Origin of the sequence: Citrobacter sp. RHBSTW-00944, from assembly GCF_013615435.1 — a bacterium.
Lineage (GTDB): Bacteria > Pseudomonadota > Gammaproteobacteria > Enterobacterales > Enterobacteriaceae > Citrobacter > Citrobacter braakii.
Map to the genome: position 1 here is coordinate 2,509,266 of NZ_CP055418.1, position 25,046 is coordinate 2,534,311.

At 51.5% G+C, this 25,046-nt stretch carries 23 protein-coding genes and 1 pseudogene; 19 read left to right on the forward strand and 5 right to left on the reverse strand.

Annotation, left to right across the window (positions count from 1 at the left end; genetic code table 11):
- Position 1: 1 nt before the first annotated feature.
- Both HV334_RS12060 and aldA read left to right on the forward strand, forming a co-directional pair.
- Positions 2 to 793, forward strand: a complete 792-nt coding sequence (locus HV334_RS12060; RefSeq protein ID WP_047417340.1) for a YdcF family protein — start codon at positions 2 to 4, stop codon at positions 791 to 793.
- Positions 794 to 992: 199 nt separating this feature from the next.
- Complete coding sequence (aldA, locus tag HV334_RS12065; protein ID WP_181221791.1) at positions 993 to 2,432, forward strand: aldehyde dehydrogenase; 1,440 nt, start codon at positions 993 to 995, stop codon at positions 2,430 to 2,432.
- A gap of 40 nt (positions 2,433 to 2,472) precedes the next feature.
- On the opposite strand, the gene HV334_RS12070 is transcribed toward aldA, so the two are convergent.
- The gene (locus HV334_RS12070) at positions 2,473 to 3,399 is read right to left on the reverse strand and encodes an alpha/beta hydrolase (protein ID WP_049282409.1); all 927 of its coding nucleotides are present in this window, start codon (positions 3,397 to 3,399) and stop codon (positions 2,473 to 2,475) included.
- A 240-nt stretch (positions 3,400 to 3,639) separates the two neighbouring features.
- On the opposite strand from HV334_RS12070, the gene cybB reads away from it, so the two are divergent.
- The 7 genes from cybB (at position 3,640) to HV334_RS12105 (ending at position 11,238) form a co-directional block, all read left to right on the forward strand.
- Positions 3,640 to 4,170 (forward strand): cytochrome b561, encoded by a 531-nt coding sequence (cybB, locus tag HV334_RS12075; protein WP_019076843.1) that lies wholly within the window; start codon positions 3,640 to 3,642, stop codon positions 4,168 to 4,170.
- 171 nt (positions 4,171 to 4,341) lie between these two features.
- Positions 4,342 to 4,761: a translesion error-prone DNA polymerase V autoproteolytic subunit gene (locus tag HV334_RS12080; protein WP_016153176.1), complete on the forward strand. Its 420-nt coding sequence runs from the start codon at positions 4,342 to 4,344 to the stop codon at positions 4,759 to 4,761.
- Between the two features lie 2 nt (positions 4,762 to 4,763).
- Positions 4,764 to 6,032 (forward strand): Y-family DNA polymerase, encoded by a 1,269-nt coding sequence (locus tag HV334_RS12085; protein ID WP_029139549.1) that lies wholly within the window; start codon positions 4,764 to 4,766, stop codon positions 6,030 to 6,032.
- A gap of 278 nt (positions 6,033 to 6,310) precedes the next feature.
- On the forward strand, positions 6,311 to 7,612 hold the full coding sequence (locus tag HV334_RS12090; protein ID WP_181221793.1) for an AppA family phytase/histidine-type acid phosphatase: 1,302 nt from the start codon (positions 6,311 to 6,313) through the stop codon (positions 7,610 to 7,612).
- 341 nt (positions 7,613 to 7,953) lie between these two features.
- A complete protein-coding gene (locus HV334_RS12095; protein WP_003833178.1) occupies positions 7,954 to 8,229 on the forward strand; it encodes a metal/formaldehyde-sensitive transcriptional repressor in 276 nt (91 codons plus the stop codon).
- A 32-nt stretch (positions 8,230 to 8,261) separates the two neighbouring features.
- Positions 8,262 to 9,380, forward strand: a complete 1,119-nt coding sequence (locus tag HV334_RS12100; protein ID WP_181221795.1) for an S-(hydroxymethyl)glutathione dehydrogenase/class III alcohol dehydrogenase — start codon at positions 8,262 to 8,264, stop codon at positions 9,378 to 9,380.
- A gap of 169 nt (positions 9,381 to 9,549) precedes the next feature.
- The gene (locus HV334_RS12105) at positions 9,550 to 11,238 is read left to right on the forward strand and encodes a methyl-accepting chemotaxis protein (RefSeq protein WP_181221797.1); all 1,689 of its coding nucleotides are present in this window, start codon (positions 9,550 to 9,552) and stop codon (positions 11,236 to 11,238) included.
- Positions 11,239 to 11,283: 45 nt separating this feature from the next.
- Here HV334_RS12105 and pcaQ read toward each other — a convergent pair whose 3' ends face one another.
- Positions 11,284 to 12,207, reverse strand: a complete 924-nt coding sequence (gene pcaQ, locus HV334_RS12110; RefSeq protein WP_003020288.1) for a pca operon transcription factor PcaQ — start codon at positions 12,205 to 12,207, stop codon at positions 11,284 to 11,286.
- 231 nt (positions 12,208 to 12,438) lie between these two features.
- On the opposite strand from pcaQ, the gene HV334_RS12115 reads away from it, so the two are divergent.
- The 5 genes from HV334_RS12115 to rimL all read left to right on the forward strand — a co-directional run bounded on the left by HV334_RS12115 (position 12,439) and on the right by rimL (position 17,694).
- Entirely contained in the window at positions 12,439 to 13,341 is a 903-nt protein-coding gene (locus tag HV334_RS12115) for a manganese-dependent inorganic pyrophosphatase (RefSeq protein WP_181221799.1), read from the forward strand.
- A gap of 120 nt (positions 13,342 to 13,461) precedes the next feature.
- Positions 13,462 to 14,805, forward strand: a complete 1,344-nt coding sequence (locus HV334_RS12120) for a VOC family protein (protein ID WP_016156596.1) — start codon at positions 13,462 to 13,464, stop codon at positions 14,803 to 14,805.
- A gap of 193 nt (positions 14,806 to 14,998) precedes the next feature.
- The gene (locus HV334_RS12125) at positions 14,999 to 16,654 is read left to right on the forward strand and encodes a glucan biosynthesis protein (RefSeq protein WP_029139548.1); all 1,656 of its coding nucleotides are present in this window, start codon (positions 14,999 to 15,001) and stop codon (positions 16,652 to 16,654) included.
- A 167-nt stretch (positions 16,655 to 16,821) separates the two neighbouring features.
- Positions 16,822 to 17,046 (forward strand): YdcH family protein, encoded by a 225-nt coding sequence (locus tag HV334_RS12130; protein ID WP_003833168.1) that lies wholly within the window; start codon positions 16,822 to 16,824, stop codon positions 17,044 to 17,046.
- Positions 17,047 to 17,148: 102 nt separating this feature from the next.
- Complete coding sequence (gene rimL / locus HV334_RS12135; protein WP_181221801.1) at positions 17,149 to 17,694, forward strand: 50S ribosomal protein L7/L12-serine acetyltransferase; 546 nt, start codon at positions 17,149 to 17,151, stop codon at positions 17,692 to 17,694.
- Here rimL and ydcK read toward each other — a convergent pair.
- A complete protein-coding gene (ydcK, locus tag HV334_RS12140) occupies positions 17,686 to 18,666 on the reverse strand; it encodes a YdcK family protein (protein ID WP_181221802.1) in 981 nt (326 codons plus the stop codon). The two genes, rimL and ydcK, sit on opposite strands and share 9 nt — an antisense overlap.
- A 113-nt stretch (positions 18,667 to 18,779) precedes the next feature.
- Here ydcK and tehA point away from each other — a divergent pair, with 113 nt between their 5' ends.
- From tehA to HV334_RS12155, 3 genes and pseudogenes are all read left to right on the forward strand, one after another.
- Positions 18,780 to 19,781, forward strand: coding sequence for a dicarboxylate transporter/tellurite-resistance protein TehA (tehA, locus tag HV334_RS12145; RefSeq protein ID WP_047358122.1), 1,002 nt, complete (start codon positions 18,780 to 18,782; stop codon positions 19,779 to 19,781).
- On the forward strand, positions 19,781 to 20,377 hold the full coding sequence (gene tehB, locus HV334_RS12150) for a tellurite resistance methyltransferase TehB (protein WP_181221804.1): 597 nt from the start codon (positions 19,781 to 19,783) through the stop codon (positions 20,375 to 20,377). Before tehA ends, tehB begins: the two co-directional genes overlap by 1 nt.
- A 155-nt stretch (positions 20,378 to 20,532) precedes the next feature.
- Positions 20,533 to 21,207, forward strand: a pseudogene (locus tag HV334_RS12155) (DUF3313 domain-containing protein).
- A 35-nt stretch (positions 21,208 to 21,242) separates the two neighbouring features.
- Here the strand turns inward: HV334_RS12155 and HV334_RS12160 are convergent.
- Positions 21,243 to 22,151: a DMT family transporter gene (locus tag HV334_RS12160; RefSeq protein ID WP_016156589.1), complete on the reverse strand. Its 909-nt coding sequence runs from the start codon at positions 22,149 to 22,151 to the stop codon at positions 21,243 to 21,245.
- Between the two features lie 184 nt (positions 22,152 to 22,335).
- Between HV334_RS12160 and HV334_RS12165 the strand changes: the two genes are divergently transcribed.
- On the forward strand, positions 22,336 to 23,205 hold the full coding sequence (locus HV334_RS12165; RefSeq protein WP_046275602.1) for a helix-turn-helix domain-containing protein: 870 nt from the start codon (positions 22,336 to 22,338) through the stop codon (positions 23,203 to 23,205).
- Here the strand turns inward: HV334_RS12165 and HV334_RS12170 are convergent.
- Entirely contained in the window at positions 23,188 to 24,354 is a 1,167-nt protein-coding gene (locus HV334_RS12170; protein WP_181221811.1) for a benzoate/H(+) symporter BenE family transporter, read from the reverse strand. The genes HV334_RS12165 and HV334_RS12170 overlap by 18 nt on opposite strands.
- Before the next feature lie 105 nt (positions 24,355 to 24,459).
- Here HV334_RS12170 and HV334_RS12175 point away from each other — a divergent pair, with 105 nt between their 5' ends.
- Complete coding sequence (locus tag HV334_RS12175; RefSeq protein WP_016153160.1) at positions 24,460 to 24,996, forward strand: XRE family transcriptional regulator; 537 nt, start codon at positions 24,460 to 24,462, stop codon at positions 24,994 to 24,996.
- Positions 24,997 to 25,046 lie beyond the last annotated feature (50 nt).

A 25,046-nucleotide genomic window follows, 5' to 3' on the forward strand; every position in this document is an offset into this window, starting at 1 on the left:
TATGAGCCAGTTTCCGACACTTTCCGCAACCACGCTTGCGGCGATCAATACCGTAGGGCGATGGTTGGCGCAGAATGATTTTACGGGGAATATCACCGTTCAGTCAGATTGCGTGATTCTGGCAGGGAACGCGGTTATTCCGACCATCGACGCCGCCTGCCGGATCGCGAAAGAGCAACAGGTTCCCTTGTTGATTAGCGGTGGCATCGGTCACTCCACACGATTTCTGTATGACGCGATTGCAGAGCATCCTCGTTACAACATCATTCGTACCACCGGACGCGCGGAAGCGGCGATCCTTGCCGATATCGCACATCAGTTCTGGCAAATCCCGGGGGAGAAGATTTGGGTGGAAGACCAGTCAACAAACTGCGGTGAGAATGCCCGTTTTAGCTGTGCATTATTGAATCAGGCGACGGAAAGTATTCATACCGTCATTGTGGTACAGGATCCCACTATGCAACGTCGCACGATGGCAACCTTTCAGCGCGTAACCCGCGATGAGCCGCATGCGCCGCGCTGGTTGAGTTTCCCTGGATTCATCCCTGAGCTGGCCCAACAGCAAGACGGCGTGGATTTTGTGCCAGCAGCAGAAGGTTTGTGGTCAGTGGATCGCTATCTGTCTCTCATAACCGGTGAGCTTCCTCGCCTGCGTGATGATGCCACCGGTTATGGGCCGTGCGGCCGCGATTTTATCGCCCATGTTGATATTCCTCAGAACGTTGAGCAAGCCTGGCAGCAGTTGCAAAATGACATCGTGCTGACTGATTTACTGGAGAGCCGCTCTCTGTAATTCCTGTTGCCCGTTTGTCGGCGTTTTGCGGCAAACGGGCAAAAATCACACCTGTTTTTTCCCTTCATCATCACTTTGCCAGACGCTTTTATGAAGCCGCTCACAGAACAGCCACTCCAGCCATAATACGACCTGCATGATTGATATTAATTAACAATAGTTTTACTTGTTAAAAACAAATCAATCACAGGAGAGCCGCATGTCAGTACCCGTACAACATCCTATGTATATCGATGGGCAGTTTGTGACCTGGCACGATGATGCCTGGATTGATGTCGTCAATCCGGCCACGGAAGAGGTGATCTCGCGTATTCCCGATGGACGTGCCGAGGATGCGAGTAAAGCGATCGATGCTGCACAGCGCGCTCAGCCGCAATGGGAAGCGCTGCCCGCCATTGAACGGGCGAACTGGTTACGCAAAATTTCTGCGGGTATCCGTCAGCGAGCCAGTGAAATCAGTGCGCTGATTGTGGCGGAGGGTGGAAAAATACAGCAACTGGCTGAGGTCGAAGTCTCGTTTACCGCCGACTATATCGATTATATGGCGGAGTGGGCGCGTCGCTATGAAGGTGAGATCCTGCAAAGCGATCGTCCGGGCGAGAATATTCTGCTGTTTAAGCGCGCTTTGGGCGTGACTACGGGCATTCTGCCGTGGAACTTTCCATTTTTCCTGATTGCCCGCAAACTGGCTCCCGCACTGTTGACGGGTAATACCATTGTCATTAAGCCGAGTGAATTTACACCGAATAACGCCATCGCCTTTGCCAAAATTGTTGATGATATTGGCTTGCCGCGCGGCGTATTTAATCTGGTACTGGGACGTGGTGAAACGGTCGGTCAGGCGCTGGCCGCAAACCCGAAGGTGGCCATGGTGAGCATGACCGGTAGCGTCGGGGCGGGTGAGAAAATTATGGCAGCGGCGGCTAAAAATATCACCAAAGTTTGTCTGGAGTTGGGCGGCAAGGCCCCGGCTATCGTGATGGATGATGCCGATCTTGAACTGGCCGTAAAGGCAATTGTTGACTCGCGGGTGATCAACACCGGACAGGTATGCAACTGTGCCGAGCGCGTGTACGTTCAGAAAGGTATTTATGACCAATTCGTCAATCGTCTGGGCGAGGCGATGAAAGCCGTGCAGTTTGGCAATCCGGCTGAGCGCAATGATATTGCGATGGGACCGCTGATTAACGCCGCTGCGCTGGAGCGTGTAGAGCAGAAAGTTGCACGAGCGGTGCAGGAAGGCGCCAGAGTGGTGCTGGGCGGTAAGGCCGTTTCCGGCAAAGGGTATTACTATCCACCGACGTTACTGTTAGACGTGCGCCAGGAGATGGCGATTATGCACGAGGAGACGTTTGGTCCGGTGCTGCCGGTGGTAGCGTTTGATACGCTGGAACAGGCGCTGACGATGGCCAATGACAGCGATTACGGTCTGACCTCATCGATCTATACGCAGAATTTGAATACGGCGATGAAAGCGATCAAAGGGCTGAAGTTTGGCGAAACCTATATTAATCGTGAAAACTTCGAGGCGATGCAAGGCTTTCATGCTGGCTGGCGCAAGTCCGGGATTGGCGGGGCTGACGGTAAACACGGGCTGAACGAATATCTGCAAACGCAGGTGGTGTATCTGCAGTCCTAAGTTTTCGCCGGGTGAGCCTGTACGCCACCCGGCGCAATTCTCACACTTTGCTGGCGATCCAGTTCATCATCAATTCCGGCCAGATGGCCAGCGGCAATCCCTGCGCATCGCGAATACCAAATCCGTGCTTACCGCGTTCAAACAGATGCATTTCGACCGAAACCCCTGGCCTACGTAGCGCATTAAAGAAGACCAGGCTGTTTTCCACCTTCACCGCCGGATCGTCAATGGCGTGTAGCAAGAACGTCGGCGGCGTTGTGTTATCCACTCGCTCTTCAAGAGAATAGCGCTGCAGGTCTTCCTTTTCGGGCGTTGCGCCAACCAGCTCAAGGCGAGAGCCTGGGTGACCGATATCTTCGCGCAGGGTGATCACCGGGTACACCAGCGCCATAAAAGCAGGGCGCGCAGATTGTTCGTCTATGCTATCAATCGGCGTATAAACCGATTCGTCAAACCGGGTTCCCAGACTGGCGGCCACGTGTCCCCCGGAGGAGAAGCCCAACACGCCGATACGGTCAGGGTTGATTTTCCATTCATGAGCGTTGGCGCGAATGTAGCGCATGGCGCGTTGGGCATCGGCCAGCGGCGCATTTGCGCCTTCCTCGTGACCATCGCCCGGCATGCGGTAGGTCATCACAAACAGGGTATAACCGTGAGCGTTAAAGAACGGTGCCAGTGCGCTGCCTTCTTTATCCATCACCACGCGACGATAAGAGCCGCCAGGGGTAACAAGGATCCCTGTGCCGTTAGGTTTTGCAGGGGCGTAAACGGTAATTTCTGGTGCACGAATGCCGGTTACCGCACGATCATAAGCAGACGTTCCGGTATGCCGGGGTTCAGGCGTGAATACCGCATCGCTGTTTTTTGCTCCGGGGGCTTCACCCTGCGGCCAGCATGAGAAGGTGGCCGCGTGGGCAACGGCTTGCTCCATCATGTTTTCTAACGCTTCACGACTCAGTGCTTCCATTACTATGCTCCCTCAGTGGCAAAGGTTAGCTATAACATAGTTAATGAATTGAAAACGGGGAGAGACTCACGACGTATTGAATTCGCGGGAAATGAAAGACGGTGGAGGCGAATCTCCGCCGGAAGGCGAGAGCTTGATAAATTTATCCCGCGTACGAATAAGCCGGGTGAGCAAAAGTTAATGAATTTTTAACAAAAGCCCGTTATGGTGACGCATTATTGTTTTTATTCAGGAAGTGTTATGGGGAATAAGTATTCTGGCCTGCAAATTGGCATTCACTGGCTGGTCTTTTTGTTGGTCATTGTGGCCTACAGCGCCATGGAGTTTCGCGGATTTTTCCCGCGCAGCTATCGTCCCTTATTTAACATGGTGCACGTATCCTGTGGCATCACTATTTTAACGCTGATGGTGGCGCGTCTGCTGGTCAGGCTAAAATATCCGGCACCGCCGATTGTGCCAAAACCGAAGCCGATGATGACCGGAATGGCGCATCTGGGGCATCTGGTTATCTATCTGCTGTTTATTGTTCTGCCGATTATTGGACTGGTGATGATGTACAACCGGGGTAACCCGTGGATTGCATTCGGCATCGTTATGCCGCATGCGGCAGAGGCCAATTTTGATGTAGTGGATATGCTGAAGTCCTGGCACGTGACGCTGGCAAATCTGGGCTATTTTGTTATTGCTCTGCATGCCGCTGCGGCCCTGATGCACCACTATTTCTGGAAGGACAATACGCTGCTGCGCATGATGCCGCGAAAACGCTCCTGATGTAATGCCCCGCAAATGCGGGGTATTTTTTTAGCCGATTATTTTTCCAGACATCATAAAAACTTACCGACAAGATGGTTAAACAACGTCCAGTTCATCACACTCGCTACTTGATTGCTGCTCTTATTAAAACTACTGTATATAAATACAGTAAATGAGAGGCAGATTATTATGTTGTTTTTCCAGCCTGCGGAACGCCGCGAAATTAAACACTTTCCGTTATTTAGCGATCTTGTGCCCTGCGGTTTTCCATCTCCTGCACAGGACTACGTTGAGAAACGTATCGACCTCAATGACCTGCTGGTACGGCATCCCAGCGCAACCTATTTTGTTAAATCATCTGGCGACTCTATGAGGGGAGCAGGGATCGGCGAGGGCGATTTACTGATTGTCGACAGCGCCAGAAAACCTGCCCATGGAGACATTGTTATTGCCGCCGTTGAGGGCGAATTCACCGTTAAACGCCTGCAATTACATCCGGTTGTGATGCTGAAACCAGAGAACAGCGCCTACGCGCCGATCATGATTAGCAGCGAGGACACGCTGGATATATTTGGCGTGGTGACATTTATCATCAAAGCAGCGGGCTGATGATGTTTGCACTGGTGGATGTTAACGCGTTTTATGCCAGCTGTGAGTCGGCATTCCGGCCTGATCTGAAAGGGAAGCCCGTTGTCGTTCTTTCAAACAACGATGGCTGCGTTATTGCCAGCAGCGTAGAGGCAAAGGCGCTTGGCGTTAATATGGGCGCTCCGTACTTCAAACAGAAAGATCTGTTCAGGCGCTATGGCGTGTTCTGTTTTAGTTCGAACTACGAACTGTATGCGGATATGAGCAGCAGGGTGATGTCGATTCTGGAGGAGTTGTCGCCACGCGTGGAGATATACAGTATTGATGAAGCCTTTTGTGATTTAACGGGCGTGCGAAACTGCAGGGATCTTACGGATTTTGGTCAGGAAATCAGAGCAACCATTTTGCAGAAAACACGTCTCACGGTTGGGGTCGGCATTGCTCAGACCAAAACCCTGGCCAAACTGGCGAACCATGCGGCCAAAAAGTGGCAGGAACAGACGGGCGGAGTCGTGGATCTCTCAAATATTGAACGCCAGCGTAAGCTGATGGCAGCACTCCCGGTTGATGAAGTCTGGGGCATCGGACGCCGTATCGGCAAGAAACTGGACGTCATGGGCATTAAAACGGTTCTCGACCTCGCGGATACCGATATTCGCTTCATTCGTAAACATTTCAGCGTCGTGCTTGAGCGAACCGTCCGGGAATTGCGCGGTGAGCCTTGTCTGGCGCTGGAAGAATTTGCGCCGGATAAGCAGGAAATTATCTGCTCAAGATCGTTTGGTGAAAAACTCACGGATTACAACGCCATGAGAGAGGCCATTTGCACCTATGCTTCACGTGCTGCGGAAAAGCTGCGCAGAGAACACCAGTACTGCCGGTTTATCTCTACGTTTATCAAAACCAGTCCGTTTGCCCTGAATGAACCTTATTACGGTAACAGCGCATCGATAAAACTGCTGACGCCAACTCAGGATAGCCGGGACATTATTACAGCAGCCACGCGCAGCCTGGACGCCGTTTGGCGAGAGGGGCTACGTTATCAAAAAGCGGGCGTTATGCTGGGGGATTTTTTTAGCTCTGGCGTTGCACAGCTGAATCTTTTTGATAATAACGCCCCGCGGCGTAACAGCGATAAATTGATGGACCTACTGGATACTCTTAATGCTGAAAAGGGGAAAGGAACGCTCTACTTTGCCGGGCAAGGGATACAGCAGCCGTGGGCGATGAAGCGAGACATGCTTTCACCACGTTATACAACGAGATACAGTGATTTGCTGCGGGTAAATTGATAGCCAAACAAGGCTTCCGCCCACCTTATTTATACCGGATCAATTATCCTTTCAATGGCAGGACGTTGTAAATTGCCAACGATTCCATAACCTTGGATACCTTTCCAGTGCGGCTAAATTAGCGCTCCTTTAATACTTCGATAAGAGACAAAGTTGATATTCAAAAAGTTGGATTGTTGTGAACTCAGGAGTAGGATTATTTCTATCTGATAGAACCAGTTATCGAACTGGCTTATACGAGTTGTTTGTTTTTCACTTACGAAAAGGTGGTGCTGGTAATGAGTACATTCATCATTCGTTTATTATTTTTTTCTCTCTTATGCGGTTCTTTCTCAATACATGCTGAAGAGCAGAACGGTATGAAACTTGAGCGGGTTGTGATAGTGAGTCGTCATGGAGTAAGAGCACCTACGAAGTTCACTCCAATAATGAAAGATGTTACACCCGATCAATGGCCACAATGGGATGTGCCGTTAGGATGGCTAACGCCTCATGGGGGAGAACTTGTTTCTGAATTAGGTCAGTATCAACGTTTATGGTTCACGAGCAAAGGTCTGTTGAATAATCAAACGTGCCCATCTCCAGGGCAGGTTGCTGTTATTGCAGACACGGATCAACGCACCCGTAAAACGGGTGAGGCGTTTCTGGCTGGGTTAGCACCAAAATGTCAAATTCAAGTGCATTATCAGAAGGATGAAGAAAAAACTGATCCTCTTTTTAATCCGGTAAAAATGGGGAAATGTTCGTTTAACACATTGAAGGTTAAAAACGCTATTCTGGAACGGGCCGGAGGAAATATTGAACTGTATACCCAACGCTATCAATCTTCATTTCGGACCCTGGAAAATGTTTTAAATTTCTCACAATCGGAGACATGTAAGACTACAGAGAAGGCTACGAAATGCACATTACCAGAGGCTTTACCGTCTGAACTTAAGGTTACTCCTGACAATGTATCATTACCTGGTGCCTGGAGTCTTTCTTCCACGCTGACTGAGATATTTCTGTTGCAAGAGGCCCAGGGAATGCCACAGGTAGCCTGGGGGCGTATTACGGGAGAAAAAGAATGGAGAGATTTGTTAAGTCTGCATAACGCTCAGTTTGATCTTTTGCAAAGAACTCCAGAAGTTGCCCGTAGTAGAGCCACACCATTACTCGATATGATAGACACTGCATTATTGACAAATGGTACAACAGAAAACAGGTATGGCATAAAATTACCCGTATCTCTGTTGTTTATTGCTGGTCATGATACCAATCTTGCAAATTTAAGCGGGGCTTTAGATCTTAACTGGTCGCTGCCCGGTCAACCCGATAATACCCCTCCTGGTGGGGAGCTTGTATTCGAAAAGCGGAAAAGAACCAGTGATAATACTGATTGGGTTCAGGTTTCATTTGTTTATCAGACGCTGAGAGATATGAGGGATATACAACCGTTGTCGTTAGAAAAACCTGCCGGCAAAGTTGATTTAAAATTAATTGCATGTGAAGAGAAAAATATTCAGGGAATGTGTTCGTTAAAAAGTTTTTCCAGGCTCATTAAGGAAATTCGCGTGCCAGAGTGTGCAGTTACGGAATAAGTAACTAATTATTATATATATAGCGTATTAAAAAATAGAAACCCCCGGTTTGTAGTCGGGGGTATTCGTATTGATCATAATTACATGAGTCTTTCAATTGCCTGTTCTTTGCGAGTGACAATCCAGTTACGCTGCTCCAGAAAAAATCCGGACTGTTCAGCGATGCAGAATACATCGACAAAGCGCTCGGTGTTGCGGCTCTAAAACCGCTTTACACGGTGATATGTCCACATATGTCTAAATGTGCTGTTTGTGCAACGTATTAAATAATAACAAGTTATTAATTTTACAATTAGTTAAAAAGACTGATAGTATACCCCTCTATAGTATTTGGAGGGCGTATGCCGCATTCACCCGAAGATAAAAAACGCATTCTCACCCGTGTACGCCGTATTCGCGGTCAGGTTGATGCGCTTGAGCGCGCGCTGGAGTCCGGCGAGCCGTGTTTGGCTATCCTGCAACAAATTGCCGCCGTGCGCGGCGCATCCAATGGCCTGATGGGCGAAATGGTTGAGATCCACCTGAAAGACGAACTGGTCAGCGGGGAAACAACCCCAGACCAGCGTGCCGTGCGCATGGCTGAAATCGGCCATCTTCTGCGTGCTTATCTAAAATAACACCATCACCTCGCAATAATGGGAAGAGACAAATGAAATCACGTGCAGCAGTTGCATTCGGCCCTGGCCAACCGTTAAAAATTGTCGAAATCGATGTCGCACCGCCAAAGAAAGGTGAAGTGCTGGTTAAAATTACCCACACCGGCGTGTGCCATACTGATGCTTTTACGCTCTCAGGCGACGATCCGGAAGGGGTTTTCCCGGCGGTGCTCGGCCATGAAGGTGGCGGCATTGTGGTTGAAGTGGGTGAAGGCGTTACCAGCCTGAAACCGGGCGATCATGTGATCCCGCTATACACCGCAGAATGTGGCGAGTGTAAGTTCTGTAAATCGGGTAAAACTAACCTGTGTCAGGCCGTACGTGCGACCCAGGGCAAAGGTCTGATGCCGGATGGCACAACCCGTTTCTCGTATAACGGCGAGCCGATTTATCACTATATGGGCACCAGCACCTTCAGCGAATACACCGTTTGCGCGGAGATCTCTCTGGCGAAGGTTAACCCGCAGGCTCCGCTGGACAAAGTGTGTCTGCTGGGGTGTGGCGTGACCACCGGTATCGGAGCGGTCCATAACACCGCAAAAGTGAAAGAAAGTGATACCGTCGCCGTATTTGGTCTGGGCGGCATTGGCCTGGCGGTGATTCAGGGCGCGGCGCAGGCGAAAGCCGGGCGTATTCTGGCCGTTGATACCAATCCGGAAAAATTTACGCTGGCAGGTGAAATGGGCGCGACCGATTTCATCAATCCGAAGGATTACGACAAACCGATTCAGGATGTGATTGTCGAGCTTACCGATGGCGGCGTGGACTTTAGTTTCGAATGTATCGGTAACGTTAACGTGATGCGCGCGGCGCTGGAATGCTGCCATAAAGGGTGGGGCGAAAGCATCATTATTGGCGTGGCAGGAGCCGGACAAGAGATCAAAACGCGTCCGTTCCAGTTGGTTACCGGGCGTGTCTGGCGCGGTTCCGCGTTTGGCGGCGTGAAGGGGCGTACTCAGCTTCCTGGTATGGTTGAAGATGCGATGAGCGGGAAAATTCAGTTGGATCCGTTTATTACCCACCGTTTACCGCTGGAGCAGATTAACGACGCGTTCGATTTAATGCATCAGGGTAAATCCATCCGTACCGTTATCCACTTTGGCGATAACTAATTCATTGGCCAGCGGATTTCACCGCTGGCACTTTCCTGAATTTTTTAGAATTATGTTGTGAAAGTGTGACGAATCCGGCGCTTTTCACGGTAAGTAAACTTCCCGGATTGCCGATGACTATCTAACGGGCGTGTTTTCACGCATAAACCCTACAAGAGAGTCGACGGTCATGGACAACACTACATCGATGCAAGCCCAGCATAAACTGGGCTTTCTGCATCAAATCCGACTGGTTCCGCTGTTTTCCTCCATTCTCGGTGGCATCCTTCTGCTGTTCGCCTTAAGTTCCGGGCTGGCAGGCTATTTTCTTATGCAGGCCGATCGCGATCAGCGCGACGTGACCGATGAGATTCAGGTCAGGATGGGGTTATCTAACAGCTCTAACCACTTGCGTACCGCGCGTATCAACATGATCCACGCCGGCGCGGCGAGCCGTATTGCCGAAATGGATGACATGAAGGCCAATATCGCCGAGGCAGAAAAACGGATTAAGCAGTCGCAGGACGGTTTCAATGCTTATATGTCACGCGCGGTAAAAACGTCTGCCGATGAAGCGTTAGACGCTGAACTGAGCGCCAGCTTCAAAGCCTATACCGACGGCTTACAGCCGATGCTGAAGTACGCTAAAAACGGCATGTTTGAAGCGATCATCAACCATGAAAATGAACAGGCCAGACCGCTGGACTCTGCGTACAACAAGGTGCTGTTAAAGGCGATCGACATTCGTACCACCAGGGCGAATCAGTTAAGCGAACAGGCGCATCAGCGTACACAGCTTGGTATGGCTTTTATGCTGGGCGCATTTGTTCTTGCGCTGGCGCTGACCGTGATGACGTTCATTGTTCTGCGCCGTACCGTCATTCATCCTCTGTTGCGTGCCGCCCAGCGCATTGAGCAAATTTCAGCGGGGGATCTGACCATGCCGGAGGAACCGACCGGGCGCAGCGAAATTGGTCGCCTGAGCCGCCATCTGCAAACAATGCAACGTTCGCTGGGGACAACGGTAGGCACGGTGCGTCAGGGTGCGGAAGAGATTTATCGCGGTACCAGTGAGATTTCGGCGGGGAACACCGATCTGTCTTCACGTACCGAACAACAGGCTGCGGCGATTGAACAAACGGCGGCCAGCATGGAAGAGTTGACGGCGACGGTGAAGCAAAACGCCGACAACGCGCATCATGCGAGCAAGCTGGCAGAAGATGCCTCCGGTAAGGCCAGTCGGGGCGGTCAGATGGTTTCTGGCGTGGTCAAAACTATGGGCAATATCTCAACGAGTTCGAAGAAAATCTCCGAAATCACAGCCGTTATTAACAGCATTGCTTTCCAGACCAATATTCTGGCGCTGAACGCAGCGGTTGAAGCAGCACGGGCAGGAGAGCAGGGCCGTGGGTTTGCCGTGGTTGCCAGTGAGGTGCGCACGCTGGCAAGCCGCAGCGCTCAGGCGGCAAAAGAGATTGAAGGATTGATCAGCGAATCAGTCCGACTGATTGACCAGGGCTCCGGAGAAGTGGTCGCTGCGGGCAATACGATGACGGATATTGTCGATGCGGTAAAACGCGTCACCGACATTATGCTGGAAATTGCAGCGGCATCTGATGAGCAGAGCCGGGGTATCGTCCAGGTGAGCCAGGCAATTTCAGAAATGGATAAGGTAACGCAGCAAAATGCCTCGCTGGTTGAAGAAGCCTCTGCCGCTGCGGCATCGCTGGAAGAGCAGGCGGCGCGCTTAACGGAAGCTGTTGGCACATTCCGTTTAACAGGGACAAGTGCTATTAAACGCGCGCCTGTGACGACAAAGCCTGACCATTCACGCCCGCAGGCGGCAACTGCCAGTGGCGATAACTGGGAAACGTTTTAACAATAAAATCAATTAAGGGACCTGATGGTCCCTTAATTTTTGGCATCAAAACGGTACAGTTTTGCGTATTGCGGCGATCAGGATCTGCGCGGCCTGAGAGAGCTGCACATCGACACGGGTAAGAATGCCGATGGGTTCACCCGCACCGTGGGTGGGTATCGGCAACGACACCAGCGTCGCCTGGCGTAAATCTTCTCTAACTGCGCCTGAAGGGACAAACCACACATAGTCGTAATCGACCGTCAGTTGGCGGGAGAGTGATGCTGACAGCGTTTCAATACAGCCCGGCGGCATTTTGCAGCCCTGACTTTGCAACAACGCCTCTGCGTGCTGGCGAGGGGCGGTTCCTTTTGGTGAAACCACCACCGGCCACTCCATCACCCGACTCAGCGTGATGGTTTCCTGCAACAACGGGTGGTTAGGGCGCACGACCAGTTTGAGCGATTCCAGAAATAACAGCTCGTAGTTCAGACCAACCATCAATTCCGGATCGGCCATACGGCCAATGCCGAGATCAATTTCCCCTGACTTTAAACCCGCCAGGATCATGGGATTACTCATGGTGGCAACCTGCAGCGTGGTCTCCATTTGCTGCTTATGGAACGGGCCAATGACAGCCGGCAGAATGCCCAGGGCCGCGGTGGGTAAGGCGCCAATCCGTACGACATCCGTCTGTGACTCTTCGCGCTGGTTTAAGGCTTGTCCGGCGGTGTTGAGCGCATCCAGCACTCTGACTGCGTGGGTAAGAAACTGTTCTCCGGGCAGCGTTAATTGTGCGCCAAGACGGCCACGCTCAAAGAGCCGGGTACCGGTCAGTTGCTCCAGTTCATTCAGCGTTTTGGAGAGGGCTGGTTGGCTCAGGTTAAGGGTCTCAGCCGCGCGGCCCAACGTTCCCTGCTGTGCAACGGCGACAAAAGTATGAAGGTGGCGCAAGCGAATGCGCTGATTGAACAGAACATTTTTTTCCATATAGAGATGTTAAAAACAGAGTCGTATCGGTGACAAGTGAAGTTGTTCGATTTTGATAACTTGATAGCAAAATATTATTAACATTTATCCTATTTTACTTACAACTGATTTATTTTGCTTATGTTTTGTACAGCGCTGCCGGGCGGTGGGATCATGGAAGAGAATCCGTCCAGTCGATATACTTTCGTTATTGTTTGCTTTTGAACCATTATCTTCACAAGGTACTGATTAATGATAGATGTAATAGGGCACCTTAACCCCGATAGCGATGCCATTTGTACCGCCGCCATGACGGCGCGTTGGCTTACTTTACGTGGCCAGCAGGCGACGGCATGGCGTCTGGGCGAACCTAACCGCGAAACGCAATTTATCTTTGAGCATGCAGGACTGACGATGCCCGAACGGCTGACGTTTGAACTGACCGATCGTGATGTGTGGCTGGTCGATTTCACCGAGCCTGCCCAGGGGCCGGCATCGCTGGCAGAAAGTAACGTCGTGGGAATTATCGATCATCACCGACTCGGTGGATTAGTCACTCGTCTGCCACCAGAAGTGTGGGTGAAGCCAGTTGGCAGCAGCGCGACGCTGTTATGGCAACTGATGACGGAAGAGGAGCGCAACCAGTTGTCTGCCGCTGAGGCCGTTTTATTGCTGGGTGCGGCATTGAGTGACACTGTCACGCTTCGTTCGCCAACGACCACCTCTGACGATCGTCTGGCGGTGGAGGCCCTGGCCCAAAAAACCGGTGTGGATCTCGAGGCGTTTAGTCGCGACCTGCTGTTTGCTAAAACAAGCGTGGAAGGCATGAGCGCCCGCGAGCTTCTGCAGAAAGACATTAAAACCTTCACCATTCATGGACATTCGGTGTGTGTGGCGCAGCTTGAACTGTATGCGCTGCAACAGGTGGATGCGGTGCTGGACGATCTCCGTCTGGAAATGGCGCGCTATGCAGAGGAAAAGAATGCCGCGCTGGTTGTACTGATGCTCACCGATATCAATCTGGGCGACACCAGCCTGTGGTTTACCGGTACAGCGCTGTCAGACATCCCGCAGCCCTGTAAGGTGGAGGGGATGCTCAGCCGTAAAAAACAGATGTTGCCCTGGCTGGAAAGTCATTTAAAACCACGCCAGTAGGTTCTGTTCACCGTCTGTAGGGGTGGGAAATTTACGCGGGGTCACACTTTGTAAATTCTTCCCACCGGAGTCAGCGGCGTTTTCTACACTCCAGGTAATATTCACTGGAGGCATGACATTATGGCGAACACCATCACGGCAGATGAGATTCGGGAACAATTTTCGCAGGCAATGTCAGCAATGTACCAGCAGGAAGTTCCGCAATATGGCACGTTGCTGGAACTTGTCGCTGATGTGAATCTGGCGGTACTGGAAAATAATCCTACGCTGCATGAAAAACTGGCGAATGCAGATGAGCTGGCCCGGCTAAACGTTGAGCGCCACGGCGCCATTCGGGTGGGCACTGCGCAGGAGCTTTCTACGCTACGCCGGATGTTTGCCATTATGGGCATGTATCCGGTGAGTTATTACGATCTCTCCCAGGCCGGTGTTCCCGTGCATTCCACCGCGTTTCGTCCCATTGACGATGCGTCGCTTTCGCGCAACCCGTTTCGGGTATTCACCTCGTTATTGCGGCTCGAATTAATCGAAAACGCCGCGCTACGGCAAAAAGCCGCGGAGATCCTCGCGAAACGCGATATTTTCACCCGTCGTTGTCACGAACTGCTGGATGAGTTTGATGTGCAGGGCAGTTTTACGCCTGAGCAGGCGCAGGAGTTTGTGCAAGAAGCGCTGGAAACTTTCCGCTGGCATCAGCATGCCACGGTCGATGAGGCGACCTATCACGCATTGCACAATGAGCACCGGCTGATTGCTGATGTGGTGTGTTTCCCTGGGTGTCATATCAACCATCTGACGCCGCGTACGCTGGATATCGACCGGGTTCAGTCGATGATGCCGGAGTGTGGCATTGAACCCAAAATACTGATTGAAGGGCCGCCGCGCCGTGAGGTGCCCATTTTATTGCGCCAGACCAGTTTTAAAGCGCTGGAAGAGCCGGTGTTATTTGCCGGTGAAATGCGTGGCACTCACACGGCGCGTTTTGGTGAAATCGAACAGCGCGGCGTGGCCCTGACGCCGAAAGGCAGAGCATTGTACGACGAATTGCTGAATAAAGCGGGAACGGGAAAAGACAACCTGACACATCAGCTGCATTTGCAGGAGGTGTTCAAAGCATTCCCGGACAGCGAATTTCTGCTGCGCCAGCAGGGACTTGCCTGGTTCCGCTACCGGTTGACGCCGTCGGGCGAGGCGCATCGACAGGCGATTCGCCCGGATGACGACCCGCAGCCGCTCATTGAGCGAGGCTGGCTGGTTGCTCAGCCCATTACCTACGAAGATTTTTTACCGGTGAGCGCCGCGGGGATTTTCCAGTCTAATCTGGGGAATGAAACTCAGGCCCGTAGCCACGGTAATTCCAGCCGCGACGCGTTTGAACAGGCGCTGGGGTGTGCGGTTTATGATGAGTTTGCGCTGTATCAGGAGGCGCAAGATCGCAGTAAACGGCGGTGTGGTTTACTTTAATTGAATTTACATGGGATTCGGTCTGTTCCCATCGACATAAAATATTTTCGATTTTGTACAGATAATCGGCGACCAACAATTGGATTATTAATGAATTTTGTCTAGAGTGAGCGGTCAGAAATGTGCACTCTCTTGCCGCTGATTATGGCCGGCGCGGGACCATTTACACGACCAGAAGGACTCACTTTCAGGCATGAATCGCAGACGATTTATTAAAGGTTCAATGGCAATGGCCGCCGTGTGCGGAACCAGTGGTATTGCATCACTCTTTTCCAGCGCCGCCTTTGCGGCAGAGTCTGACATTGCAGACGGAAAAACCGTACGTTTTGATTTTTCCGTTCTGCAATCGATGGCCCATGACTTAGCACAGAAGCCCTGGGGCGGCGCACCGCGCGCGTTACCTGACACGCTGGCCAAACTGACGCCGCAGGCCTACAACAGCATTCAATATGACGCAGAGCAGTCTCTGTGGAACAATGTTGAAAATCGTCAGCTTGATGCGCAGTTCTTCCACGTGGGAATGGGCTTCCGTCGCCGCGTACGCATGTTCTCGGTTGATGGCAGCACGCATATGGCGCGCGAAATCCACTTCCGCCCGGAACTGTTTAAATACAATGATGCGGGTGTGGATACCAAACAGCTGGAAGGGCAGACTGACCTCGGGTTCGCCGGGTTCCGCGTGTTTAAAGCGCCAGAATTAGCCCGTCGCGATATCGTTTCTTTCCTGGGCGCCAGCTATTTCCGCGCCGTGGATGACACCTATCAGTACGGTTTATCGGCCCGCGGTCTGGCGGTAGATACCTACACCGACAGCAAAGAAGAGTTTCCTGATTTCACCTCTTTCTGGTTCGAAACGGTCAAACCGGGCGCAACCTCCTTTACCGTGTATGCGCTTCTCGACAGCCCCAGCGTAACCGGTGCATTTAAGTTCGTGATCCACTGCGAGAAAACGCAGGTGATCATGGATGTACAAAACCACATCTATGCGCGCAAAGACATCAAGCAGCTCGGTATTGCACCGATGACCAGCATGTTTAGCTGCGGCAACAACGAACGTCGGATGTGTGACACCATTCACCCGCAAATTCATGATTCCGACCGTCTGGCGATGTGGCGGGGCAATGGCGAGTGGATCTGCCGCCCGCTGAATAACCCGCAAAAACTGCAGTTCAACGCCTATACCGATAACAACCCGAAAGGGTTTGGCTTGCTGCAGCTCGATCGCGACTTCTCCCATTACCAGGATATCATGGGCTGGTACAACAAGCGTCCGAGCCTGTGGGTCGAACCGCGTAACCAGTGGGGCAAGGGGACTATCGGCCTGATGGAGATCCCGACGACCGGCGAAACGCTGGATAACGTCGTCTGCTTCTGGCAGCCTGAAAGGTCGATCAAAGCGGGCGATGATCTGGAATTCAAATATCGCCTGTACTGGAGCGCACAGCCGCCGGTGCGTTCACCGCTGGCTCGCGTGATGGCGACCCGAACAGGCATGGGCGGCTTCCCGGAAGGATGGGCGCCGGGCGAGCACTACCCGGAAAAATGGGCGCGACGTTTTGCTGTTGATTTCGTCGGTGGCGATCTAAAAGCCGCAGCGCCGAAGGGTATTGAACCGGTGATTACGCTCTCCAGCGGTGAAGCGAAACAGATTGAGATCCTTTACGTGGAACCTATCGACGGTTATCGTATTCAGTTTGACTGGTATCCGACCTCTGACTCAACCGATCCGGTAGATATGCGTATGTTCCTGCGTTGTCAGGGCGACGCCATCAGTGAAACCTGGCTGTATCAGTACTTCCCGCCAGCGCCGGATAAACGTCAGTACGTTGACGACCGCGAGATGCGTTAATCACTCCCTTTACGGCTCTCCGAATGGGGAGCCGTATCTGTAATCCTCTTCACAACCATTCTGTACACTATTTACTCGATCCCGTTCGCATTTTTCTGTAAGTCAAGTGGGTACTCTGGAGGTGTGTATTTCTTATACACGTCCTTTTCCACTAACAGGGAGAAAGTATGTTTCCAGAATACAGAGACCTTATTTCCCGACTGAAATCCGAGAACCCTCGCTTTCTGTCCTTATTCGAAAAACACAACAGCCTTGATCATGAGATCTCCAGACTGGAAGGTTCGGATGGTCGGGGGTATAGTTTGGACATTGTTCGCCTTAAGAAACAGAAACTCCACCTGAAGGAAGATCTGCTCAAAATATTGCAAAAAGAGAGTGTCAGTGAGAGCTAAGTAAAACGGCGCTTGCTGTGTAAAAGGGCTTCCAAAAGGGAGCCCTTCCTGTTTTTATTTGATGAGCAGGGTGGCCTGCTTAACCATCATAATGGAATGAAAATGTCAGAAGTGATTACCATCAATGACACGCTGGAACTGCGTGCCGTAGAAGAGCAACACGTCACGCCTCTGCATCAGTTGGTGCTTAAAAATAAACGCTGGCTCCAGCAGTCGCTGAACTGGCCGCAGTTTGTTGCCTCTGAGGAGGACACCCGCAAGAATGTGCAGGGCAATATGATGTTGCACCAGCGCGGTTACGCCAAAATGTTCCTGATTTTTGCGCAAGAAAATGTGGTCGGGGTTATCTCGTTTAACCAGATAGAACCGCTGAACAAAGCGGCTTATATCGGCTACTGGCTGGATGAGGAGCATCAGGGTAAAGGCATCATGTCCCTGGCGCTACAGGCCTTAATTCATCATTATGCGCAGCGTCAGGAGATTCGCCGCTTCGTGATTAAATGTCGCGTAGAAAACGTTGAGAGCAACCAGGTGGCGCTACGTAATGGCTTCCAACTGGAAGGATGTATGCAACAGGCGGAATTCCTTAATGGTGATTACTGTGATGTGAATCTCTACGCCCGTATCATTGATGGCTCTTCAGAATAAACCTGCGATAGGCGTGCGCGTAATGCGCTGTTCACCGTTAATCACTTTCGGTCCGCGTAGGTGAATGGCATCGCCATCAAACGCCTGGATATGCGCCTGACCGGTTATCTCAATGTGATGCTCGATCAGCACTTCGCCCAGCACGCAGACGTGGCCTTCAATCAGGATGTGGTCGTCTAACTGGAGCGGTCCACCGCGTAATTGCGCATGACCGCCGACCAGCACGTGGTGTTTCAGCACGCAGTTACCTTCAACTACCGCGTGCTCCGCCACCTGCGAACTGTAGCGTAGGGTAGGTATGGCATCTTCTTCGCTCCCGGCGATGACGCGCGCATATCCATAGACTTTGGCGCAATCGCAAATCCAGACATTGTTCTCTTCATTACCTTCCACCTGTGCGAAATCAAAAACTTCCGCCCGATGTTCAATAAAGGCATAGTTGATTTTCGCATCGCCATAGATCTGCGCCTGATGCACCACTCGTGAGTGGCTGACAAAAGCCCGATCATAAATTTGCAGGAACTGGTCGCTTTCACGGGTTAGCCCCCTGGCGGCGATGATTTCAGAGTCACACATCACGCGCGCATCACCAAAGAGAAGGCACTCGCCGCGAACCACAGAATCCTGAATGGTGACGTTGTCACGTATTTGCGCGTTATGACTGATTTCAGCCTGGTCAATCCACACGTCATCGCTAATTTGCGCGCCATCTCTGACCACGCTTGCCTGAGTAATGCGGGCGTTTCCTGTAATCGTCGCGCCGGAAAATGCGAGCGCGTTTTCATCGTAAATCCAGCAATCACCGCTTTGTGACAGCACGCTTTCATTGTCGATCCAGCCACCGGGCGTACCGGCCTGGACATCATTAAAATCAGTGAGCGCAATGATTTGGCGTAGTAATACGCTTTTTTTATTGCCATTATCCTGGTAACTAAAGGATCGAGACTCATCGCTGAGACGATATTTGGTCATAGCTCATTTCCATGTTGCGCACCTTAGTTAAACGTAGCAAAGTTTTCCGCACTGGCTAAATCAGCGGAAATTCCATAAAATGCATTTCAAATATACTTTAAAAAATAAACAAAATGAGTAAGAACAAACAGAGTGAGCGGGTCCTCAATCTTCCGGCCGGTTATTTTGGCATGGTACTGGGCATCATTGGGATGGGGTTTGCGTGGCGTTATGCCAGTCAGGTGTGGCCAGTGAGTCACTTGATTGGCGACGGTTTAGTGATCCTCGCAATGGTCATTTGGGGGCTGCTGACGCTGGCCTTTCTTAGCCGTTTACTGCGTTTTCCGCATAGCGTATTGGCTGAAATTCGTCACCCGGTGATGAGCAGCTTTGTCAGTCTGTTTCCGGCCACAACGATGCTGGTCGCGATTGGTTTTGTCCCGTGGTATCGACCGCTGGCGATTGGGTTGTTCAGCATTGGCGTGGTGATACAGCTGGCCTACGCCGCCTGGCAAACGGCAGGGTTGTGGCGTGGATCGCATCCAGAGGAAGCCACCACGCCGGGTCTGTATCTGCCGACCGTCGCCAATAACTTTATCAGTGCAATGGCCTGTGGCGCACTGGGTTTCAACGACGCAGGATTGGTGTTTTTGGGCGCCGGGGTTTTTTCCTGGCTCAGTCTGGAGCCGGTGATTCTGCAACGTTTACGTAGCTGCGGTGAGTTGCCTGCGGTGTTACGTACTTCACTTGGCATTCAACTGGCGCCTGCGCTGGTCGCCTGCAGCGCCTGGCTTAGCGTTAACGGTGGCGAGGGCGATACGTTAGCCAAAATGCTGTTCGGCTATGGTCTGCTGCAACTGCTGTTCATGCTACGGCTCATGCCGTGGTATTTGTCACAGCCATTTAATGCATCTTTCTGGAGCTTCTCGTTTGGCGTGTCGGCTCTGGCGACAACAGGGCTGCATCTGGGCCACGGTAGCGAGTCAGGATTTTTTCATACGCTGGCGATCCCACTGTTTATTTTTACCAATTTTATCATTGCATTATTACTGGTACGTACGTTTGCATTGCTGATGCAGGGGAAACTGCTCATCCGCACGGAGCGTGCTGCATTACTGAAATCTGAGGATAAATAATGACCCTTTGCGACGAAAACTACTTTACTGAGAAATACGATTTAACTCGTACGCATTCCGATGTTGTTGAAGCGGCAAAAATTGTTAAGCCAGGTAAAACGTTAGACCTGGGCTGCGGTAACGGTCGTAACAGCCTGTACCTTGCGGCAAACGGTTATGACGTGACAGCATGGGATAAAAATCCCATGAGCATCGCTAACCTTGAGCGTATCAAAGCGGCGGAAGGGCTGACCAATCTGCACGCGAACGTCGCGGATCTCAACGCATTACGCTTTGACGGCGAATATGATTTTATTCTTTCTACCGTTGTGCTGATGTTCCTTGAAGCCAAAACTATCCCTGGCCTTATTGAAAATATGCAGCGTTGCACTAAACCGGGCGGATATAACTTAATCGTCGCGGCGATGGATACCGATGATTTTCCTTGTACCGTGGGTTTCCCGTTCGCGTTTAAAACCGGAGAATTGCGCAATTATTACAGCGGATGGGAGCTGCTGAAATATAACGAAGACGTGGGTGAACTTCATCGTACGGATGAAAACGGTAATCGAATTAAACTGCGCTTTGCCACAATGCTGGCACGCAAAACTGCCTGAACCTCCCGCCTGGGTTAACTCTTTCTGCGCTCAGCATTTTTTGTGCCGGGCGTAGAGAGAAAATTGTGCGGTGTTTACCATTTTTAGTACATCCAAAATGAAACGGTTTTGCTATCCTTTTTAAGCATCATTGCGAAAACTAAAGGGATCGTTTCATGCGTACTCAAACTTTATTTAAAGTTGCAGTGCTTACTGGCTTGTAGGCATTATCCGGCTGTGCGTCAAAAGTGACCGCGCCGGATAAATATTCTGGGTTTTTAAAAAATTACTCTGATTTGAAGGAAACACAATCAGCATCGGGACAAACCGTACTCCGTTGGGTTGATCCGAGCTACAACGAATCCAAATATGACAACATTGTATATAACCCGGTAACGTATTATCCGGTTCCTAAACCTACCACGCAGGTAGGGCAGCAGGTTCTTGATCAACTGCTGACCTACACCAATACCCAGTTGAAATCCGCCATCAGCAAGCGTAAGCCCCTGGTTACTACCCCTGGGCCACGTAGCCTGATTTTCCGCGGAGCGATTACCGGTGTTGCAACGAGCAAAGAAGGACTGCAGTTCTATGAAGTGATCCCGGTTGCGCTGCTCGTTGCGGGAACACAAATGGCAACGGGTCACCGTACCATGGATACCAACCTCTATTTCGAGGGTGAGTTGATTGATGCTGCGACCAATAAACCGGTAATTAAAGTTGTACGTAAGGGTGAAGGTAAAGATCTGAGCAACGAAAATACGCCGATGACATTCGAAACGTTGAAGAAAGTTGTTGATGACATGGCGACGGATGCCACCATGTTTGACGTGAACAAAAAACCACAATAATAATCAACGCACCATCTCAGGATGGTGCGTTTTTTTTATGCCACCCGGCGTCGATAGAATAGTTTACCCATCAGCACTTCTGGTCGGGCAAACATCACCATATTCCCCAGTAAAATCAATACTAATCCGGCAATAGCGTTAACCTGCCAGACGTATCCTTCATACAATGTTGACAGCGTTAGCGCAACCAGCGGGAAAAGCAGGGTGCTGTATGCCGCCCTACTGGGACCAATGCGACCTACCAGTGTGAAATAAGCGCCGAAAGCAATCACTGAGCCAAAAATAGCCAGATATAACAGCGCGCTGAGATAGCTGAATGTCCACTGTGGCGTAAAATTGTCCCCGCGCATCAGCGCAATGGCAGCGATCAACAGCGTGCCGTACAGCATGGCCCAACTGTTGGTCGTTAACACTTCCAGCCCTTTTTTCTGGTGACGCATGCTGATCATATTACCCAATGAGAAACCGAAGGTTCCAAGGGCGCTTAAGCCGATACCCAGCAGCAAGGAATGATTGAATCCGCTGTTGAGCAAATCCTGCCAGAACAGAGTCACAATGCCCGTCAGTCCAAGACCGGCTGCGATATAGAAACGCAGCGGTGGTCTTTGCCCAAAAAAGATGAAGCTATTGACCGCATTGAACAGGACGGCCATTGAGAAAATTACCGACTCCAGGCCGGTATTAATCCAGGCCGCAGCCGTATAAAAACACCAGAAGTTGAAGCAAAAAACGCATCCACCCTGTAACAGACAAAACAGATGATCGCGACCAGACAGTTTGCGTAATTTACCGCTAACCAGCAGGATCACTATCATCAGCGAACTGGCAACGGCGAAGCGCCAAAAGATAGAAACCGGCGCAGAAACCGGGCCCTGCTGCAAATAAATCGCAATCCATGTCGTTCCCCAAATTACCACCACCAGGCAGTACAACAGTGCGTTCATACAACTCTCTCTTTTTTGGATTCAGGTTCACACTGTGTCATGTCTGGCGGCAGGAGGCTTTCATCGGTTTGCGGCGGACTTGCAAAATCTTGCGCTTTTTTAGCGTAAAAGCGAAAAGGAAGCTGTTAACAATATGTGGCTGTTATAGACTGAAAGCCTGCTAACTTATTTTGAATGTGATGGTATGCCTCAGCCCTACGATGCCTTTGAAAACTTACGCAAACATAATGCCGTGCTGCATGAATCGGTTGCGTTACATTCAGGGATCCAACTGGCGGCCTGGTCAAACAAGCGCGATACCATCACCCAGTATTGCGATCACCATACGCTCAGTTTATATATCGCGGATGGCTACGAGAGTTACCACAAAACGGCGGGGGGCTGGAAGAATGGCGGCGGACCGGACCGTTTTTGCCTGATGCCGAAAGAGAGCGAGTCAAGTTGGGATATCCGCGACGATCTTTCCTTTGTTCATCTCTATTGTACCGACGAACATCTACGCGAAGTGGGTGAAAAAGTCTGGGATAAAAGCCCCTATAGCTTCACGCTGGACGAGCACACGTTTGGCAGTGACCCGGGGATCACGGCGGTTTACCGTCAGTTTCTGCTTGATAACGACTGGCAGCAACCGGCCAATCACCTCACGCTCAGCGCGGCATCTTCGCTACTGTTAACGCATCTGATCCAGCATTACAGCAACGTCCAATGGCGACTGCCCACCGTCACCGGGGGACTCGCGCCCGTCACCTTGCGTAACGTGCTGGCCTATATTGACGCGCATCTGGCGTACCCAATCACCCTGAACGATCTGGCTAGCGAGGCGGCGCTTAGCGAATTCCATTTTGCCAGAATGTTTCGCCAGTCGATGAATATGGCACCGCATCAGTACGTGATGCAACGTCGTATGGCGCTGGCACAGCATCTGGTCTGTTACACTTCACGCAGTTTGTCAGATATTGCGATGACCTGCGGATTCAGTTCGGCAAGCCATTTTAGTAACCGGTTTAAACAGGTAACCGGTAAAACGCCAACGCAGCTACGTGCGGCGAAATAACGTCAACACGGCGTAGCAGATACCGCCGACGACCAGCCCCCAGAATGCAGATCCAACCCCCAATAACGTCAGGCCGCTGGCCGTGACCAAAAACGTAACGATGGCTGCGTCGCGTTCCGCTTCATTATGCAACGCCTGATACAAACTACCGCTAATCGTCCCGAGCAAGGCCAGACCGGCCAGCATCTGGATCCAGCTTACGGGTAGTGCCGCCATTAGTCCTGTGACTGAACCGCCAAACACCCCTGCCAGAAGATAGAAGACGCCAGCCGCGGCGGCGGCGAGCCAGCGTCGTTTGGCATCAGGATGCGCTTCGGGACTTTGGCAAATTGCGGCGGTTATGGCGGCAATGCAGATGGAGTAGACACCAAACGGCGAAAACAGCAGCGCCAGCAGGCCGGTAAAGATAATGAGCGGTGAAACGGGTAATGAATAGCCCGACGCATTCATAGTGGCAATACCTGGGGCATTTTGCGAAGCCATGGTAACCAGAAACAGCGGCAGCGCAATGCTGATACTGTGGGCAAATGAAAAGTGTGGGGCAATAAACGCAGGTATGACCGGCGATAAATTCACTCCGCTTGTGACAATGTCACCTTTTATTAGCGCGATAGCGATACCCGCCAGCATCGCGGCGATCGTCGCGTACCGTGGGGCTGTGACTTTAAATACCAGCCATGCCACCAGCATACTACCGCACAAAATAAGCTCACTGTTGAGGCTATTAAAGGCCTGCAGACCAAAGCGCAGCAGGATCCCGGCCAGCATGGCTGATGCCAGTGAGTGAGGGATTATTTTCATCAGACGGGCAAACAATCCGGTTATGCCGCACAGCACAATCAACGCGTTAGCTACGATAAAAACGCCGATAGCATCCTGAATCGATACCCCGTGCAGACCCGTAACCAGCAGCGCGGCGCCAGGTGTTGACCAGGCCGTGAGCACAGGAGCGCGATACCATAACGTCAGCGCCAGCGTACTGACGCCCATTGCAATCCCCAGCGCGGTCATCCAGCCCGCGATTTGATCGGTGGTCGCACCTGCGGCCAGGGCCGCTTGCCAGATAATGGCAGCCGAGCTGGCGTAACCGACCAGGACAGCCACAAAACCCGATAATACGGTGGGTAGTGGGATGGAAAATGCGCGCATAGTCACTCCGTGTGCGTTATAACGGTCAATTAATGTAGCACTGTGCGTTATAGCGTACAAGTGCTAAGCTGTAGCCTTGAGAAAGGAGAGTCAGGAAGGCGAAAAATGGAAAACTTAACCCACTATCTGGCCACAACGCTCCGCACGCTACGTCACCAGCGGGAATGGAGCCTGTCACGTTTAGCGGAGGAAACCGGCGTGTCAAAAGCCATGTTGGGGCAGATTGAGCGCAACGAATCCAGCCCAACGGTGGCGACATTGTGGAAAATTGCTACCGGACTGAACGTGCCATTCTCGACGTTTATTTCACCGCCAGAGTCAGACGGCGCGCCAACATTCGATCCCCAGCAGCAGGCGATGGTCGTCACGCCATTGTTTCCGTGGGACCCACAGCTGTGCTTCGATCATTTTTCGATACAGCTGGCACCCGGCGCACTCAGTGAATCGACTCCGCATGAAACCGGCGTTATAGAGCACGTGGTGGTGATAAATGGGCTGCTGGATATGTGTATTGAGGGGCAGTGGCGCACCATGAAATCCGGCGAGGGGGTGCGTTTTGCGGGAGACAGGGCGCATAGCTACCGTAACAGTAGCGAACAAACGGTTCACTTTCATTCCCTGATCCATTACCCGCGCGGTTAATCGGGAAAACTATTCCGAAAAGCCGCGCTTGTGACTACAATAGCCGCCAT

Coding starts and splice junctions, on each gene's coding strand:
- HV334_RS12060 (WP_047417340.1), top strand. CDS start 2: ATGAGCCAGTTTCCGACACTTTCCGCAACCACGCTTGCGGCGATCAAT.
- aldA (WP_181221791.1), top strand. CDS start 993: ATGTCAGTACCCGTACAACATCCTATGTATATCGATGGGCAGTTTGTG.
- HV334_RS12070 (WP_049282409.1), bottom strand. CDS start 3,399: ATGGAAGCACTGAGTCGTGAAGCGTTAGAAAACATGATGGAGCAAGCC.
- cybB (WP_019076843.1), top strand. CDS start 3,640: ATGGGGAATAAGTATTCTGGCCTGCAAATTGGCATTCACTGGCTGGTC.
- HV334_RS12080 (WP_016153176.1), top strand. CDS start 4,342: ATGTTGTTTTTCCAGCCTGCGGAACGCCGCGAAATTAAACACTTTCCG.
- HV334_RS12085 (WP_029139549.1), top strand. CDS start 4,764: ATGTTTGCACTGGTGGATGTTAACGCGTTTTATGCCAGCTGTGAGTCG.
- HV334_RS12090 (WP_181221793.1), top strand. CDS start 6,311: ATGAGTACATTCATCATTCGTTTATTATTTTTTTCTCTCTTATGCGGT.
- HV334_RS12095 (WP_003833178.1), top strand. CDS start 7,954: ATGCCGCATTCACCCGAAGATAAAAAACGCATTCTCACCCGTGTACGC.
- HV334_RS12100 (WP_181221795.1), top strand. CDS start 8,262: ATGAAATCACGTGCAGCAGTTGCATTCGGCCCTGGCCAACCGTTAAAA.
- HV334_RS12105 (WP_181221797.1), top strand. CDS start 9,550: ATGGACAACACTACATCGATGCAAGCCCAGCATAAACTGGGCTTTCTG.
- pcaQ (WP_003020288.1), bottom strand. CDS start 12,207: ATGGAAAAAAATGTTCTGTTCAATCAGCGCATTCGCTTGCGCCACCTT.
- HV334_RS12115 (WP_181221799.1), top strand. CDS start 12,439: ATGATAGATGTAATAGGGCACCTTAACCCCGATAGCGATGCCATTTGT.
- HV334_RS12120 (WP_016156596.1), top strand. CDS start 13,462: ATGGCGAACACCATCACGGCAGATGAGATTCGGGAACAATTTTCGCAG.
- HV334_RS12125 (WP_029139548.1), top strand. CDS start 14,999: ATGAATCGCAGACGATTTATTAAAGGTTCAATGGCAATGGCCGCCGTG.
- HV334_RS12130 (WP_003833168.1), top strand. CDS start 16,822: ATGTTTCCAGAATACAGAGACCTTATTTCCCGACTGAAATCCGAGAAC.
- rimL (WP_181221801.1), top strand. CDS start 17,149: ATGTCAGAAGTGATTACCATCAATGACACGCTGGAACTGCGTGCCGTA.
- ydcK (WP_181221802.1), bottom strand. CDS start 18,666: ATGACCAAATATCGTCTCAGCGATGAGTCTCGATCCTTTAGTTACCAG.
- tehA (WP_047358122.1), top strand. CDS start 18,780: ATGAGTAAGAACAAACAGAGTGAGCGGGTCCTCAATCTTCCGGCCGGT.
- tehB (WP_181221804.1), top strand. CDS start 19,781: ATGACCCTTTGCGACGAAAACTACTTTACTGAGAAATACGATTTAACT.
- HV334_RS12160 (WP_016156589.1), bottom strand. CDS start 22,151: ATGAACGCACTGTTGTACTGCCTGGTGGTGGTAATTTGGGGAACGACA.
- HV334_RS12165 (WP_046275602.1), top strand. CDS start 22,336: ATGCCTCAGCCCTACGATGCCTTTGAAAACTTACGCAAACATAATGCC.
- HV334_RS12170 (WP_181221811.1), bottom strand. CDS start 24,354: ATGCGCGCATTTTCCATCCCACTACCCACCGTATTATCGGGTTTTGTG.
- HV334_RS12175 (WP_016153160.1), top strand. CDS start 24,460: ATGGAAAACTTAACCCACTATCTGGCCACAACGCTCCGCACGCTACGT.